The organism is Pedococcus soli, from assembly GCF_054782575.1.
Genome location: NZ_BAAGSF010000006.1, coordinates 787,593 through 802,761 on the forward strand (window position 1 = coordinate 787,593; position 15,169 = coordinate 802,761).

Below are 15,169 nucleotides of genomic sequence, written 5' to 3' on the forward strand. Positions count from 1 at the left end.
TTGGCCAGAGCCCGACAGATCGACGTATGCCGCGTGTGCGGCAGGTCTGGAAGGTCAGGAGCGCGTCGCCGCGGCCTCGATGACGTCCTCCACCAGCTGCTCCAGGATCACGGGGTAGACCGCCTCACCTGCGGCCCTGGTCTGCGCCGGCTCGATCCAGTCGATCCGGATCGTCGAGCGCACCTCGAGCTCCTCGAGCGCCGACGGCTCCGCGGGGAACCGCTCGGTCACCCAGCCGTAGAAGACCTGCTCCTGGTGGATGGTGCGCCCCTCGAACGAGAAGGTGCCCCGGTCGGCGTGCACCGGCCCGAGGAGGTCGTCACCGGTGATGGTGGCTCCGGTCTCCTCCCAGACCTCCCGGACCGCCGCCTGCCGGTCGCTCTCCCCCGGCTCGACGCCCCCGCCCACGGTGTACCAGTACGGGTCCTCCGGGCGGTGCGGGTCGAACCCCTTGATCATCAGGACGTACCCGTCGGCATCCACGACGACGACCCGCGCGGCACGCCGGTGCACCACCTCCGCCACGTCGTCGTCCCCGGCCCGGTCGGTGCCGACGTGCTCGCGGGTCACGACGCGGCCAGGCGGCGCAGGTACGCCAGCCAGTCGCGGGTGAAGGCGGGCTCGGTGGTCCGCAGGATGGTCGTGAAGGCCACCCGCGCGTCGGCGTCGGGGTCGACCGAGGTGTTCGTCGAGCCGCTCGCGGCTCCGGGAACGGTCGCCACGTCGAGGTAGAACCGCACCAGCCCGGCCTCGCCGTGCCGGTCGACGATGCGGCACACCGCGAGCCACGCGGCGTTGTAGCTCGGGGCGATCGTGGAACGTCCGGGGTCGAAGTCACCGGCGGTGGGCAGCGCGGTCGGCCCGGTGCCGGCCCGGACCTTCTGCAGGAGCGCTGCAGCGATCCGTTGTCGGGTGGCGTCGACGTCGCGGTACCCGACGTAGTCCGCCATCCCCTCGGAGAGCCACAGGGGCACCTGCCTGGTCGTCGTCGCCCGGATGGCCACGTGCGTGGCCTCGTGGGTGGTGACGACCTGCTGGCCCGTCCGCTCGAGCGTCGCGAACGCCTCCGGGTTGATGACCACCCGGTCGGTCCCCGTCCGCCCCGTCGGGTCGAAGGGGCCGTCGGTGACGGCAGCCACCTGGGCCACCGCCGTGGGGTCCTGTCCGACCTGCTCGGCCATCTGGCCGGAGGTCGCCGGGACCACGAGGACCAGTCGGGCGTTCCAGCGGGGCGTCCAGACCGCGCGCACGCCCGCCACCGCGCGGTCCCCGAGCTGGAGGTAGGGCCGCAACCGGCTGGCCGGCCCCGACCCGATGACCAGCGTCGTCGCGCTGCGCGCCACCGCGAGGTCCGGCAGGTCCCACACCTGCACCTGGGTGCCACCGTCGGTGTCGTCGACCAGCTTCCACCCGCCAGCCCGCCGGACCACGGTGAAGTAGGACTCGAACTCCCTGGTGCCGGTGTCGAACCCGGCCAGGCTGTAGCGCCCGCCGACCCTGGAGACCCAGGCATCGGGACCGAGCTGGGCGACGCGGTCGGTCGACAGCGGCGGCGCGGGCTCGGGGGTGCCGTACCGGAAGGTCCCGAGCGGCAGCTTCGTGAGCGCGTCGAACTGTTGCAGCTGTCGCAGCCCGAACCCCGAGGCCGGGTCGTCGAGGGTGGCCCGGAAGGCTGCGCGGTCGTGCTCCCTGACGGCGCGCGCCCGACGGTCGAGGAGGGCGGCGAGCGCCTCCTCGCGGTCGACCGTCGGGGTGCCCGAACCCTGCTGGGTGGTCACCCCCGACGCAGACGGCGCAGAAGACGCGGACGAGGACCCGGAGGAGCGGGGCCCGTCGTCCGAGCAGGACGAGAGCGTCAGGATCAGGCAGGTCACACAGGTCAGGCCGGTCGCCACCGAGGCGACTCGCCGCTGTCCCGCCCTGGTCCGCACCGGCCCATCGTAGGCAGGACGGCGGGACGGGATCGCTCAGCCGACGGCGCGGACGTGGGCGGCCCACGGCTCGCGCCGAGCGCTGACGTCGCCGGCCTCGTGCGCCGACACCAGCCCGGCCGCCGCGAACCGCGTCACGGCCAGCCGCTCGGCGGCGTCGAGCGGCAGCTCCGCGCTCGAGGGGGTGAGCAGCGCCGTGACCATGCAGTCGTCGCAGTGCAGGTCACGCACGGGGCAGCTCTGGCAGTCGATGATCATCGCGATCACCCCTTCTTCGTCGTCAGCTGTCGGTGTACCCGGTGGACCACTTCCACCTGACGACGACGCTACGAGACGCCACCGACAGCGCCCTCCGACGCCATCCGGGCTGCTCTCCCCGTCGCCCCCGACGCCGCACCGTCCGGACCCGCGCGCCTGCGTCGGGCTGTCACACCACCGGCATACCGTCGGGGACATGCAGATGGTCCAGGGCACCTTCGACGACTTGGGCACGGCGTTGGCCGATGTCACGTTCGTCGTCGTCGACCTCGAGACCACCGGTGGCAGCCCGGCCGACTCCGCGATCACCGAGATCGGGGCGGTGAAGGTCCGCGGCGGCGAGGTGCTCGGCGAGTTCCAGACCCTGGTCAACCCGCACCTGCCCATCCCCCCCTTCATCCAGGCGCTCACCGGCATCACGACGGCGATGGTGGCCGACGCCCCGCGCATCGAGTCGGCCCTGCCCGCGTTCATGGAGTTCGCCGCCGGCACCGTGCTGGTGGCGCACAACGCGCGCTTCGACATCGGGTTCCTCAAGATGGCCGCGTCCCTGCAGGGCATCGAGTGGCCCCGCCACACGGTCCTCGACACCGTCCACCTGGCGCGTCAGCTGGTCCCCCGCGACGAGGCCCGCAACCACAAGCTGTCCACGCTCGCGGCGCTGTTCGGCGCGCAGACCACCCCCGACCACCGGGCGCTGCACGACGCGCGCGCCACCGTGGACGTCCTGCACGCCCTCATCGGCCGGGTCGGCAGCCTCGGGGTCCACACCCTCGAGGAGCTCTCGAGCTACACCTCCAGGGTCAGCCCGGCGCAGCGCCGCAAGCGCTGGCTCGCCGACGGGCTGCCCGACCAACCGGGGGTCTACCTGTTCAAGGACGGCGCCGGCCGCGTCCTCTACGTCGGCACCTCCGTCAACATCCGGACCCGGGTGCGCAGCTACTTCACGGCGTCCGAGCACCGCTCACGGATGGCCGAGATGGTGCGCCTCGCCGAGAGCGTCACCCCGGTCGTGTGCGCCACGACCCTCGAGGCCGAGGTCCGCGAGCTGCGCCTCATCGCCGAGCACAAGCCGCGCTACAACCGGCGATCGAAGACCCCCGAGCGCGCCACCTGGGTGAAGCTCACCGTCGAGGCCTTCCCCCGCCTGTCGATCGTGCGCGAGGTCCGGGCCGACGGCGCGAAGTACATCGGCCCCTTCGGCAGCCGTTCCTCCGCCGAGGCGGCCGTCGCCGCCGTCCACGAGGTGATCCCGTTGCGGCAGTGCGTCCAGCGGCTCTCCCCCACGAGGTTCGTCGGGTCGTGCGCCCTCGCCGACATGGGCCGTTGCGGCGCGCCCTGCACCGGCGCCCAGTCCGTCCAGCAGTACGACGTGGTCGTCCAGGACGCCGTGCACGCCCTCGTCGGCGACTCCCGGGACGTGGTCACCGCCCTGCGCGGCCGGATGGGCTCCCTCGCCGAGCAGGAGCGGTACGAGGACGCCGGCACCCTGCGTGACCGCCTCCTCGCGCTCGTCCGCGGTATGGCGCGGGCGCAGCGCATCGCGCCCCTCGCCGCCAGCCCGGAGATCGTCGCCGCCCGCCGGGCCGCCGCGGGCGGGTGGGAGCTGGTCGTGGTCCGTCACGGACGCCTCGCCGCCTCCACGATCTCCCCGCGCGGCGCCGACCCGATGCCCTACGTCGAGGCGATGCGCCAGGCGGCCGAGGTGGTCCTGCCCGCACCGTGGCCGGCACCGGCCGCGATCCCCGAGGAGACCGAGAAGATCCTGCGCTGGCTCGAGCAGCCCGGAGTCAGGGTCGTCGACGTCGACGGCGAGTGGACCTGCCCCGTCGGTGGCGCAGCCGGTGCCCGCGCCGCGCTTGAGGGGACGGCCGAACGGTCCCAGCGCTCCGCCTTCGTCGCCGCATCCTGACGCCGCGGACCCGCGCCCGCCGATACAGTGGGCAGGTGATCTCCGCCATCGTCCTCATCAACGCCGAAGTCGACCGGATCCCCGAGGTCGCCCAGGCGATCGCCGAGCTCGACGGGGTCAGCGAGGTCTACTCGGTGGCCGGCGACGCCGACCTCATCGCGCTGGTGCGGGTCCGCGCGCACGAGGAGCTGCACGACGTCATCGCCGGACGGCTCAACAAGGTCGAGGGCGTCACGGGCACCAACACGCACATCGCGTTCCGCACGTACTCCAAGCACGACCTCGAGGCGGCGTTCAGCCTCGGCCTGGACGGCGACTGAGCCCACGGGCCATCCCGGTCGTCAGGGGGCCGTCCGCGCGACCACCCGGGAGTACGGACACCCGTCCGGCTGATCTGAGTAGCAGAACCCATCCGGCGGCAGGGCGCACCCTCCACACTCGTGCCACCGCGCACGGTGCGCGCCCTTCCCTGGAGGACCGATGCCCCCGATCCCCTGTCCGTCCTGCGGCGCCCCGCTCCCGGCCCAGCCGGTCCAGTGCCCCGCCTGCCGACTGCCCCTGATCGGACCCGACGCCGCGCGGCTGTGGGAGCTCGACCAGCGCCTCGCAGCCCTGCGGACCGAACGAGCACAGGTCCTGCTGGCGCTGCGCACCACGGGCGTGCTCGAGGCAGGGAGCGTCGCCACGGCGGCGGGCTCCGGAGCAGACGTCCTCGCCTCGAGCTCGCCCACCCCTGCCCGTCCGACACCGACGACCGCCGCCGCACCACCCGTCACCGCACCACCCGCCGCCATCGCACCGCCCGCCGCACCACCAGCGGCCGCCGCACCGCGTCGGCGCTGGACCACTCAGCAGACCCTGCTCGGAGTGGGCGTCCTGCTCGTCCTGGTGGCCTCGTCCATCGCCCTCGCCGTCGCCTGGTTCCTCATCGGCCCCTACGGCCAGATGGTCGTCATGGGCGGCCTCACCGCGGTGGCGGCGGGCGTCTCCCTGCGGCTCTCCCGGCGCGGCCTGTCCAGCACCGCCGAGGCGCTCGCGCTCGTGGCCGGCGGCCTGCTGCTGCTGGACACGACCGCTGCTCGCCGGTTCGGGCTGCTGGGCCTGGCCAGCCTCGACTCGCGCCCGTACGCCACGGTCACCGGCCTGCTCGTCGCCGGCCTGCTCGCGGCGCTGCACCGCCGCGACCGCAGGATCGCGGCCTTCGCCCTCCTGTCGCTCACCTCGGCCTCGATCGCGTGGGCCGGTGTCGTCGCCCTGGCCGACGACCCCGCTCCCGTGGCAGCCCTCTCCCTCCTCGGTGCGGCAGTCTTCGGCGGAGCACGACTGCTGTTGCCCGAGTCGCTGGGACTGACGAGGCGAGCCGCCACGGGGCCCGCGTCCGGCTGGGTCGTGCTGGCGTTCCTCGCTGCCGCGGCCGGTGCCCTCGCCGGGGCCGAGCCGGGAGGCCCTGCCTCGGTGACCTTCTCGGGCGCGGCCAGCGTGGGCCTGCTCCTGCTCGTCTGCGCCGCGGGCGCAGAGGTCGTCCGCCGGGTCGTCGCTGCCCGTGCGGCCGTCCTCGGTTCGCGGGCTGCCGTGCGCGCCGACTGGTCGGCCCGGGCGCTCACCGGCGACTGGCGCGCGCTCGGCGTGGTGGCCGTCACCGCCACCCTGGCCGCGCCGACCGCGGTGCTGTCGTTCGGCCTCCAGGTCGGCGCGACCGGCACGGCCGTGCTCGCCGTGCTCGTCGCGGCGGTCGGCGCCGGCCTGCTCGTCCTGCGACGCCCCAGCCGGTCCCTCGGGGACCTGTGGCTCCTCGGCGAGCTGGGCCTCGCGCAGCTGCTCCTCGTCGTCGTCGGCGCGGCCCACGGGGCCGACGTCGCCACGACCATCACCCTCCTGGCGGTCGCCTCCGTCGCCACGACCGCGGCTGCCCGCCGTCCCGCCTGGCGGGCCGTCGCCTCGGGCGTCGCAGCACTGGCCCTGCTGGGGGCGGTCGCGCTGGCCTCGGGTCTGGGCTCCCCCGTGGTGCAGGTGTTCGCGCTGACCGCGCTCGGGCTGGCCCTGACCGCAACCGCGCTGGCCCGCCCCGCCCGGGCCGAGGAGGTCCCGGTGGCCGCCGTCGCCGTCCTGGCCTTCGCCCTCGCCCTGGCCGGCGCGACCGGTCAGCGGCTGCCCGACGGGGTCACCGCCACCGTCCTGGCCGCGGTCACCGTGGCAGCCACCGCCACCGCCGTCCTGCGCCCCCGCGGGCGGTCCGTCGCCTCGGGTGTCGGCGCGCTCGCCCTCCTCGGCGCCGTGGCGCTGGCCTCCGGACTCGTCTCGCCCACCACCCAGGCCCTGGCCGTCACAGCGCTCGCCGTCGTCCTGGCCTCGGCGGCCCTGGCCCGTCCGCACCGGGCCGAGGAGCTGCCGGTGGCCGCCGTCGCCGGCCTCGGCTTCGTCCTGGCCCTCGTCACGTCAGCGGGCCAGCAGCTGCCGGAGGCGGTCACCGCGACCGTCCTGGCCGCCCTCGCCGCCACCGCTGCGGTCGCCGCGGTCCTGCGTCCCGCGGTGCGACCGGCGGCCGAGGGCCTGGCCGCCGTCAGCGGCACCGCAGCGGTCTGGTTGGCCGGCGGACTCGTCTCCCCCGAGGTGCAGTGGACCCTGCTGGCCCTGACGGCCACCGCCCTGGCAGCGCTGTCCGCCTGGCGCCGCGGCGCCCTCGACGAGCTCGTGCTGGGGTCCGGCGCGGTGCTCACGTCGTTCGCCGCCGTGGCCGTCGCCCTCGACCACGGCTGGCCGCACGCAGCGGCGGGTGCCGCCGCGGCATACGGTCTCGTCGCGGTGGGGTATGCCGCCCTCCCGCACCGCCGCGGTGTCGTCACCGCCGCCGTCCTCGGGCTCACCACCGCGGTGTGGCTGGAGCTCCTCGAGGCGGAGGTGACCCGGCTGGAGGCGTACACGGTGCCCCTGGCCCTGGTGCTGCTCGCTGCCGGGTTGTGGTCGCACCGCGAGCTGGGTGACCGGTCCTGGGCCGTCGCCGGACCGGCGCTGGCCGTCGGGCTGCTGCCGTCGGCACTGGCCACGGCCGTCGGCGACGACCTCGCCCGTGCCCTGGTCACCGTCACGCTGGGCGCCGCCGTCCTCGCCCTCGGCGCGTGGCGCCGCTGGCAGGCGCTGGTGGTGCTCGGCGCCGCCGCCGCAGCGCTGGTGGCGGTGACCCAGCTCGGGCCGGTGACCCTGCACGCACCGCGGTACCTCACCCTCGGCACCGTCGGGGTCGCGCTGCTCCTCGTGGGCGCCCGCTACGAGCAGAGCCGGGCAGGAGCCCGTCAGGCCGTCAGCTGGCTGAGCCAGATGTCCTGACGCGCCCGAGCGCCCACGCGAGGGGGCGGACGGTCAGGCGGTCGTGGCTGCGGCCCAGGCGGCGAGCTTCTCCGCCGCCGCACCGGAGTCCAGGGCCTGCTCGGCGCGATCCATCCCTGTGCGGATGCCCGCGAGGAAGTCCGCGTCGGAGGTGCCACGGTCGGGCTCGGTGAGCGCCAGCGCGATGCCCGCGTTGAGGACCACAGCGTCCCGGACCGCCCCACGGCTGCCGTCGAAGAGCTCACGGGCGACCCGGGCGTTGAAGGCCGCGTCGGCGCCGCGGAGGGCCTCGATCGGCTGCCGTTCGAGCCCGAGGTCGAGGGGGTCCAGGGTGCGCTGGGTGACCGTGCCCCCGCGGACCCACCACACCGTGGACGTGGTGCTGAGCGTCAGCTCGTCGAGGCCGTCGTCACCGCGGAAGACCGCCGCGTCCTTGCCGCGGTCGGCGAACACCCCGGCCATCAGCGTCGCGAGCCGCGGGTCGGCGACACCGACGGCGGCATACGTGGGCTGCGCGGGGTTGGTCAGCGGACCCAGGGCGTTGAACGTCGTGCCCACACCGAGACCGCTGCGCGCCGCGGCGGCGTGCCTCATCGCCGGGTGGAAGGTCTGGGCGAAGCAGAAGGTGATGCCGGCCTCGCCCGCCACCTGCTGCACGCGTTCGGGCGAGAGCGTCAGGCTCACGCCGAGGGCCTCGAGGACGTCGGCCGACCCCGACGACGAGGACGCGGCCCGGTTGCCGTGCTTGACGACGCGGATGCCGCTGGCGGCGATGACGACCGACGCCATCGTCGAGATGTTGACCGTGTGCGAACGGTCGCCACCCGTGCCGACGATGTCGAGGCTGGGCTCGGGGACGACGATGCGGTTGGCGTGGGCGAGCATCATGTCGGCGAGGCCGCGCAGCTCCTCGACCGTCTCCCCCTTGGCGCGCAGGGCGATGAGGAAGCCGGCGACCTGGACCGCCGAGGCCTCACCGCTCATCACCTGGTCCATCGCCCAGGACGCCTGGTCACCGGTGAGGTGCTCACCCGCGAGGAGCAGGGTGAGCAGGTCCGGCCAGGTGTACGCGGACCCGACCTGTGAGGACACGGCGGTCAGGACGCGCTCGGGCGCCCGCGTCGACCGAGCTCCGCCACGGCACCGGCCAGGGCGATCGGGTCGAGCGGGTGCGGGACGGCCAGGTCGGCCAGGGACCACGTCGCGAGCCAGCCGTCCTGCGGGCGTCCGGTGAGGACCAGCACGGGCGGGCAGTCGAAGATCTCGCTCTTGAGCTGGCGGCACAGGCCCAGCCCACCGATCGGCGAGGTCTCGCCGTCGAGGACCAGCACGTCGAAGCGCGTCGACTCGACCGCCTCGACCACGGCGGCGGCCGTGGCGCACTCGCGCCACAGGGTGACCTCGACGTCGCGGGCCGGGCGCCGGCCAACGTTGACGCGCACCGCGTCACGGGTCGTGCGGTCGTCGCTGTAGAGGAGCACCGAGATCTGACGAGCCGAGGACCCCGTGGAGGGGGTCGGGTCGGCGGCGGTCGCGTGCGAAGCGGTCATGACGCAGATGCTACCGGTGCGGCCCCGGCGGCCTGTCGCACGTCCTTCGAGCCGACGTCGCGGACCCCGCACAGGTGTTCTGCGACACCTGTCAGGCGGCTGTCCGGCATCTGTCGGGCATCCGTCGGGGGGTCGGCGGTGTGCCCGTCCGGGAATGGGCAATAATGGCGCTCGTGGCGACAGCATCCGTGACTTCCGACGTCCCCCGAGCGACCGGGAGCATTCCCGGTCACGGGCCCGTGTCCCGACCCAACATGGTGTCGGTCGGCACCATCGTCTGGCTCTCCAGCGAGCTGATGTTCTTCGCGGGCCTGTTCGCGATGTACTTCACGATCCGCTCGGTGGAGCCCGACCTCTGGTCGGTGAAGACGGACGTCCTCAACGTCCCCTTCGCCACGATGAACACGATCATCCTCGTGATCTCCTCGGTGTGGTGCCAGCTCGGCGTGCACGCCGCGGAGCACGGCAAGCCGCACCGCGGCAGCGCGAGCCTCCTGTCGCTCAAGGAGTGGGGCATGCGCGAGTGGTACGTCCTCACCTACGTCTTCGGCGCGATCTTCGTGTCGGGTCAGGTGCTGGAGTACTCCGAGCTCGTCCACGAGAACATCACGCTCTCCTCCGACGCCTACGGCTCGGTCTTCTACCTGACGACCGGCTTCCACGCGCTGCACGTGACGGGCGGGCTGCTCGCCTTCCTGCTCATCATCGGCCGCACCTTCACGACCCGGCACTACAGCCACGCACAGGCTGCCGGCGCCGTCGTGACCTCGTACTACTGGCACTTCGTCGACGTGGTGTGGATCGCGCTGTTCGCGACCATCTACCTCCTGAAGTGACCTGCGCCGACATGACGTCGCTGCCGACCAGTCCCCTGACCGCCCTGCCCGCACCCACCGACAGGACCGCACCGTGAACGCCCTGGCCGCCCGCCGCCGACACCCCGCCGCGATCGCCCTGCTCATCCTGCTCGGCCTCGTCGTGACCGGCGTCGCCTACGCCACCTTCGCCCCCAAGCAGGCCGACGCCGCCACCGCCTCGGCCAGCTCGGTCCAGGACGGCAAGAAGCTCTTCCTCGCCAACTGCGCGACGTGCCACGGCCTGCAGGCCCAGGGCACCAAGGCCGGCCCGAGCCTCGCCGGTGTCGGCGCGGCCGCCGTCGACTTCCAGATGGGCACCGGTCGTATGCCGCTCGCGGCCCCCGGGGTCCAGGCACCGCAGAAGCGGGTCCAGTTCAGCGACGACGAGATCGCCTCGGTCGCGGCCTACATCGCCTCGCTGGCCCCCGGCCCCACCGTGCCGGACAGCGACGTCTCCAGCGGCCAGGGCGGCAACGTCGCCAAGGGCGCCGAGCTGTTCCGCGTCAACTGCGCCATGTGCCACAACTTCGCCGGCTCGGGTGGCGCGCTGACCCGCGGCAAGTACGCCCCGTCGCTGCGCGACGTCGAGGGCAAGCACATCTACGAGGCCATGGTCACCGGCCCGCAGTCGATGCCGGTCTTCAGCGACACCAACATCGCCCCCGAGTCCAAGAACGACATCGTCGCCTACCTGCACTCGGTCGACAAGCAGGAGAACGTCGGCGGCATGGCCCTGGGCAACCTCGGGCCGGTCTCCGAGGGACTTTTCGTCTGGGTCTTCGGGCTCGGCATCATGGTCGCCTTCGCGGTCTGGCTGGGCAAGAAGGCCGCCTGATGCGCATGTCACATCCGGTGGCCACATCCGCGCCGAAGGCGCACCATGGAACTCACGACCGCAACGCGACAGGATCGAACTCACGATGAGCGAAAACGGCACGCCCCACGGCGAGGTCGTCGGCACGGGCTCGAACGGCTACGGCGCCTCGGCGGTGCGGCTGGACCAGGGTCACATCGAGGGCACCGGGGGTCTCCCCGAGCGCTTCGAGAACCCCGGCCTCCCGCCCCACGTCGCGCGCATGGCCGACCTCGACGAGAAGGCCGCCAAGCGCGCCGAGAAGCAGGTCGCCACGCTCTTCGGCCTCTCGAGCCTCGCGACGGTCGGCTTCATCATCGCCTTCTTCGCGATCGACAAGGAGAGCAGCACCTACATCCCCGGGATCGGTGACGCGAGCCTCTACAACGTCGTCATCGGCGTGCTGATGGCCGTCGCCCTGCTCGGCGTCGGCGTCGGCGCCGTCCACTGGGCCAAGACCCTCATGCCCGACGCGGAGTCGGTCGAGTACCGCCACCCCCAGCGGGCCAAGGACGAGGACCGCCAACGCGTGGTCTCGGAGCTGACGGCCGGTGGGGACAAGGCCCAGCTCGGTCGTCGCCCCCTCATCAAGTACTCCCTGCTCGGTGCGCTCGCGCTGCCGCCCATCACGCTGGTCGTTCCGCTCGTCGCGGGCCTCGGCCCGGTGCCCAAGGACGCGCTCTCCAAGACCATCTGGAAGAAGGGCGACCGGCTCGTCCGCGACCCGGAGCGCACGCCGATCCGCGCCGACCAGGTCACGATCGGTTCGGTCTTCCACGTCCTTCCCGAGTCGATCAAGGACTCCGAGCACGTCCTCGAGGACAAGGCCAAGGCCGCCGTCCTGCTGATGCGGCTCAACCCCGAGGACATCAAGCCCAAGAAGGAGCGTGACTGGGGCCATGAGGGCATCGTCGCGTACTCCAAGATCTGCACCCACGTGGGCTGCCCCGTGGGCCTGTACGAGCAGCAGACCCACCACCTGCTCTGCCCCTGCCACCAGTCGACGTTCGACGTGACGCAGGACTGCAAGGTCATCTTCGGCCCGGCCAAGCGCCCGCTGCCGCAGCTGAAGATCACCGTTGATTCCGAGGGTTACCTGGTGGCCGACTCCGCCTTCCGCGAGGCTGTCGGCCCGAGTTTCTGGGAGCGTGGTTCCGCATGAGCAACGACCGCAACGGGTCCTCCGACGACCCGATCGATCGCCTTCGCCGCGAGGACCCGCAGCCGGAGGCCCCGGCCAACCCCGGGATGAAGGCCGTCGGCGGTGTCGCCGGCTGGCTCGACGACCGCACCGGTGCTGCCAAGCCGGTCGGGTACCTCATGAAGAAGGTGTTCCCCGACCACTGGTCCTTCATGCTCGGTGAAGTCGCCATGTACTCGATGATCATCTGCCTGATCTCGGGCACCTTCCTGACGTTCTGGTTCGTGCCCAGCGCCGGCCAGGTCGTCTACGACGGCTCCTACCTGCCGCTGCGTGGCGTCACCGTCTCCGAGGCCTACCGCTCGACCGTCGACATCTCGTTCGACATCCGTGGCGGCCTGCTCATCCGGCAGATCCACCACTGGGCCGCGCTGATGTTCATCGTCGCGCTGTCGGTGCACATGCTCCGCGTGTTCTTCACCGGTGCGTTCCGCAAGCCCCGTGAGATCAACTGGGTCATCGGCTGCATCCTGTCGATGCTCGCGCTGGTCGAGGGCTTCGCCGGCTACTCCCTCCCCGACGACCTGCTGTCCGGTACCGGCCTGCGTGCCGCCGAGGGCTTCATGCGCTCGGTCCCCGTCCTCGGCTCGTACATGTCGTACTTCCTGTTCGACGGCGCCTTCCCCGGCGAGGCGATCATCCCCCGCCTGTACTCCGTGCACGTGCTGCTGCTGCCCGCGATCCTGGTCGGCCTCTTCGTCGCCCACATCGGCCTGGTCTTCATCCACAAGCACACGCAGTACCCCGGCCCGGGCAAGACCAACGACAACGTCGTCGGCTTCCCGGTCATGCCGGTGTATGCCGCGAAGGCCGGTGGCTTCTTCTTCATCGTCTTCGGCGTCCTCGCCCTCATCGCGGCGCTGGTCACGATCAACCCGATCTGGGCGTACGGGCCCTACGACCCGTCGCCGGTCACCGCCGGCTCCCAGCCGGACTGGTACATGGGCTTCGCCGACGGTGCGCTGCGCCTGCTGCCCGGCTGGCTGGAGTTCACGGCCTTCGGGTTCACGTTCTCCTTCAACGTCATGATCGGTGCCATCCTCCTCATCCCCGTGATGTACGGGCTGATGGCTGCCTACCCGTTCCTCGAGCGCTGGGTCACCGGCGACGACCGGGAGCACCACCTGCTCGACCGGCCGCGCAACAACCCGACGCGCACCGGCCTGGGCATGGCGGCGCTGACGATGTACGGCGTGCTCATGTTCGCCGCGGGCAACGACATCATGGCGATCAAGCTGGGCCTGTCGATCAACGACATCACCCACATCCTGCGTGCGGCGTTCTTCGTCGCCCCACCGATCGCCTTCTGGGTCACCAAGCGGATCTGCCTGTCGTTGCAGCGCCGCGACCGCGACCTCGTGCTGCACGGTCGCGAGACCGGCCGCATCGTCCGCACCGCCGACGGCCAGTTCTTCGAGCAGCACGAGCCGCTCGACGAGTACACCCGCTGGCTGCTGGTGCAGCACGACAAGCAGGAGCCCCTGCAGCTCACGGCCGGGGTCGACGAGCACGGTGTCGCCTCCCCCACCGCCCGCAAGGACAAGCTGCGGGTCGCGCTGTCGGAGTTCTACTTCAAGGACCGCATCGATCCGGTCACGCCGGCCGAGCTCGCTGCCGCCCACCACGACGGCCACGCCCTCGAGGCGATCGAGGAGGCTCCCCACGAGGAGGCGTCCCGCCCGGCTCTCGAGAGCTCGCACCGCAAGCCCCGCAAGCGTCCCTGAGGCCTTCCCGGGCACCGATCCACCGGTATGCCGTCCGCTCCCCCTGGAGCGGGCGGCATACCGGTGTCCGGGGGTGGTGTCCCGCCGGCGCCGGGCTGCGTGGCAGGCTGGGCGAGTGGTCGAGATGGGGGCACGGGAGTTCGAGCTGGCGGTCGGTGACGCCCTGGACGAGGTGCCGGGCGAGCCGATGGCGCTGCTCGACAACGTGGTGTTCCTCGTCGAGGACGAGCCACCACCGGAGGACCCCGACCTGCTGGGCGTCTACGACGGCACTCCCCTGACCGAGCGCGGGGACGCCTGGGCGGGTGCGCTGCCGGACCGGATCACGATCTTCCGCGGCCCGCTGTGCCGCATGTGCGAGGACCGCGACGAGCTGCTCGACGAGATCGCGGTGACCGTGGTCCACGAGATCGCCCACCACTTCGGCATCGACGACGCGAAGCTGCACGCCCTCGGCTGGGGGTGAGCGGCCCCGCTACCGCGTCCGGAGCGCGAACGCGGCAGCCATGGACGGGGCCCTCGCCCCCTCGCCCAGACGCGGCGTGCCGGTGACCTCGGCATAGAGCCGGGTGAGCGAGTAGTGGGTCAGCGGCGTGTGGACGACGACGTGGGACAGGGACGGGTGCGCCACGACGGTCAGCACGCGGTTGCCCGCCGTGCGGTCGTCCTCGTCCGCGGTGAGCACCACCGCCAGGCGGCCGGACCGCCAGTCCGGCCCGGTCAGGACCTGCGCCATCCGGGCGCGGAACCACTGGTCGGCCGTGGCCAGCGAGCAGTCGTGCGCGTCGTGGCACAGGTCGGGCACCAGCATCCCGGCGTCGGGCAGCGTTCCGGCGCGCACCGCGCGGTCGAAGGCAGCCAGGGGCTGGTCGTAGCGCCCACAGGCGGCCCGCTCGTCGACGAAGTACGCCCAGGGGTTGTGCTTCACCGCGTAGCGTCCCGCAGCGGTGAGCCGGCAGGGCGTGGTCATGGCGTCGAGGTAGATCCCGGCCGTGCGACCCCGGGCCAGGGCCGACCCGAAGACGCTGGGGCCGTGCAGGCGGTGGACGGCCGGACCGCCGTCGTCGGTGACGCCGTGCGTGCTCCCCGAGGCGATGGCCAGGTAGTTCGGCAGCGAGGGGTGACGGGTGGCCGTGTAGTGGTCGGCGTACCCGTAGCGCTGGGCCAGCGAGTACGTGTAGGGCATCGCTGACCGCATCTGGGCCAGCGAGTGGTTCTCGACCACCACGACGAGCAGCTTGGTCACCACGGGCGCGGTGAGGGCCGCCGCGCCGGCCCGGGGAGGCGGGGCGGTGCTGGACGTCGACGCGAGGGTGGAGGTGGGGGTGGGGGTGGTGGCGGGGGTGGTGGTCGTCACCGGACCGGAGCGCAGCCGCGAGGTGGCCGTGCCCGAGGTGGCCGGGCCCGAGGTGGCCGTGCCCGAGGTGCTGTTGCCCGAGGTGGCGGTGCCTGCGGAGGGCGCGCCCGGGGCGCCGACGCAGCCCCCCGCGACCAGGGCGCAGGCGAGGACGACGAGGAGACGGGTCACCGCCGGTGACATCTCGACCAGGCGGCGCACG

The 15,169-nt window shown here is 72.8% G+C and carries 14 protein-coding genes; 8 read left to right on the forward strand and 6 right to left on the reverse strand.

The annotated features are described in order from the left end of the window. Nucleotides 1–54: 54 nt before the first annotated feature. From ACYVKF_RS19025 to ACYVKF_RS19035, 3 genes are all read right to left on the reverse strand, one after another. Nucleotides 55–570: an NUDIX hydrolase gene (locus ACYVKF_RS19025; RefSeq protein WP_056914883.1), complete on the reverse strand. Its 516-nt coding sequence runs from the start codon at nucleotides 568–570 to the stop codon at nucleotides 55–57. Then, complete coding sequence (locus ACYVKF_RS19030; RefSeq protein ID WP_460968526.1) at nucleotides 567–1,778, reverse strand: hypothetical protein; 1,212 nt, start codon at nucleotides 1,776–1,778, stop codon at nucleotides 567–569. Before ACYVKF_RS19030 ends, ACYVKF_RS19025 begins: the two co-directional genes overlap by 4 nt. 189 nt (nucleotides 1,779–1,967) lie before the next feature. Next, complete coding sequence (locus tag ACYVKF_RS19035; RefSeq protein ID WP_056917156.1) at nucleotides 1,968–2,189, reverse strand: hypothetical protein; 222 nt, start codon at nucleotides 2,187–2,189, stop codon at nucleotides 1,968–1,970. Nucleotides 2,190–2,385: 196 nt separating this feature from the next. Here ACYVKF_RS19035 and ACYVKF_RS19040 point away from each other — a divergent pair, with 196 nt between their 5' ends. The 3 genes from ACYVKF_RS19040 (at nucleotide 2,386) to ACYVKF_RS19050 (ending at nucleotide 7,425) form a co-directional block, all read left to right on the forward strand. Beyond that, nucleotides 2,386–4,101, forward strand: a complete 1,716-nt coding sequence (locus ACYVKF_RS19040) for a DEDD exonuclease domain-containing protein (protein ID WP_056914886.1) — start codon at nucleotides 2,386–2,388, stop codon at nucleotides 4,099–4,101. 35 nt (nucleotides 4,102–4,136) lie between these two features. Next, nucleotides 4,137–4,421 carry an Lrp/AsnC family transcriptional regulator gene (locus ACYVKF_RS19045; RefSeq protein WP_056914887.1) on the forward strand — a complete coding sequence of 95 codons (285 nt, stop codon included), beginning with the start codon at nucleotides 4,137–4,139 and terminating at the stop codon, nucleotides 4,419–4,421. Nucleotides 4,422–4,581: 160 nt separating this feature from the next. Continuing rightward, nucleotides 4,582–7,425: an SCO7613 C-terminal domain-containing membrane protein gene (locus ACYVKF_RS19050; RefSeq protein WP_460968528.1), complete on the forward strand. Its 2,844-nt coding sequence runs from the start codon at nucleotides 4,582–4,584 to the stop codon at nucleotides 7,423–7,425. Between the two features lie 33 nt (nucleotides 7,426–7,458). On the opposite strand, the gene trpD is transcribed toward ACYVKF_RS19050, so the two are convergent. Both trpD and ACYVKF_RS19060 read right to left on the reverse strand, forming a co-directional pair. Then, entirely contained in the window at nucleotides 7,459–8,517 is a 1,059-nt protein-coding gene (trpD, locus tag ACYVKF_RS19055) for an anthranilate phosphoribosyltransferase (protein WP_200956851.1), read from the reverse strand. Between the two features lie 5 nt (nucleotides 8,518–8,522). After that, nucleotides 8,523–8,975 carry a response regulator transcription factor gene (locus ACYVKF_RS19060; RefSeq protein WP_056914889.1) on the reverse strand — a complete coding sequence of 151 codons (453 nt, stop codon included), beginning with the start codon at nucleotides 8,973–8,975 and terminating at the stop codon, nucleotides 8,523–8,525. Nucleotides 8,976–9,139: 164 nt separating this feature from the next. Here ACYVKF_RS19060 and ctaE point away from each other — a divergent pair, with 164 nt between their 5' ends. The 5 genes from ctaE (at nucleotide 9,140) to ACYVKF_RS19085 (ending at nucleotide 14,076) form a co-directional block, all read left to right on the forward strand. Then, nucleotides 9,140–9,811, forward strand: a complete 672-nt coding sequence (gene ctaE / locus ACYVKF_RS19065) for an aa3-type cytochrome oxidase subunit III (protein ID WP_082552803.1) — start codon at nucleotides 9,140–9,142, stop codon at nucleotides 9,809–9,811. A gap of 73 nt (nucleotides 9,812–9,884) precedes the next feature. Next, nucleotides 9,885–10,667: a cytochrome bc1 complex diheme cytochrome c subunit gene (gene qcrC / locus ACYVKF_RS19070; protein ID WP_056914890.1), complete on the forward strand. Its 783-nt coding sequence runs from the start codon at nucleotides 9,885–9,887 to the stop codon at nucleotides 10,665–10,667. An 85-nt stretch (nucleotides 10,668–10,752) separates the two neighbouring features. Continuing rightward, nucleotides 10,753–11,847: a cytochrome bc1 complex Rieske iron-sulfur subunit gene (gene qcrA, locus ACYVKF_RS19075; RefSeq protein ID WP_056914891.1), complete on the forward strand. Its 1,095-nt coding sequence runs from the start codon at nucleotides 10,753–10,755 to the stop codon at nucleotides 11,845–11,847. Beyond that, complete coding sequence (gene qcrB / locus ACYVKF_RS19080; RefSeq protein ID WP_056914892.1) at nucleotides 11,844–13,610, forward strand: cytochrome bc1 complex cytochrome b subunit; 1,767 nt, start codon at nucleotides 11,844–11,846, stop codon at nucleotides 13,608–13,610. Before qcrA ends, qcrB begins: the two co-directional genes overlap by 4 nt. A gap of 124 nt (nucleotides 13,611–13,734) precedes the next feature. Then, nucleotides 13,735–14,076: a metallopeptidase family protein gene (locus ACYVKF_RS19085; RefSeq protein WP_460968787.1), complete on the forward strand. Its 342-nt coding sequence runs from the start codon at nucleotides 13,735–13,737 to the stop codon at nucleotides 14,074–14,076. 9 nt (nucleotides 14,077–14,085) lie between these two features. Here ACYVKF_RS19085 and ACYVKF_RS19090 read toward each other — a convergent pair whose 3' ends face one another. Then, nucleotides 14,086–15,168, reverse strand: a complete 1,083-nt coding sequence (locus ACYVKF_RS19090; RefSeq protein WP_460968532.1) for an alkaline phosphatase family protein — start codon at nucleotides 15,166–15,168, stop codon at nucleotides 14,086–14,088. Nucleotide 15,169 lies beyond the last annotated feature (1 nt).

Excerpts from the sequence above, each read along its gene's own strand:
- ACYVKF_RS19035 (WP_056917156.1), bottom strand. The coding sequence starts at position 2,189 with ATGATCATCGACTGCCAGAGCTGCCCCGTGCGTGACCTGCACTGCGAC.
- ACYVKF_RS19040 (WP_056914886.1), top strand. The coding sequence starts at position 2,386 with ATGCAGATGGTCCAGGGCACCTTCGACGACTTGGGCACGGCGTTGGCC.
- ACYVKF_RS19050 (WP_460968528.1), top strand. The coding sequence starts at position 4,582 with ATGCCCCCGATCCCCTGTCCGTCCTGCGGCGCCCCGCTCCCGGCCCAG.
- ACYVKF_RS19060 (WP_056914889.1), bottom strand. The coding sequence starts at position 8,975 with ATGACCGCTTCGCACGCGACCGCCGCCGACCCGACCCCCTCCACGGGG.
- ctaE (WP_082552803.1), top strand. The coding sequence starts at position 9,140 with ATGGCGCTCGTGGCGACAGCATCCGTGACTTCCGACGTCCCCCGAGCG.
- qcrA (WP_056914891.1), top strand. The coding sequence starts at position 10,753 with ATGAGCGAAAACGGCACGCCCCACGGCGAGGTCGTCGGCACGGGCTCG.
- qcrB (WP_056914892.1), top strand. The coding sequence starts at position 11,844 with ATGAGCAACGACCGCAACGGGTCCTCCGACGACCCGATCGATCGCCTT.
- ACYVKF_RS19085 (WP_460968787.1), top strand. The coding sequence starts at position 13,735 with ATGGGGGCACGGGAGTTCGAGCTGGCGGTCGGTGACGCCCTGGACGAG.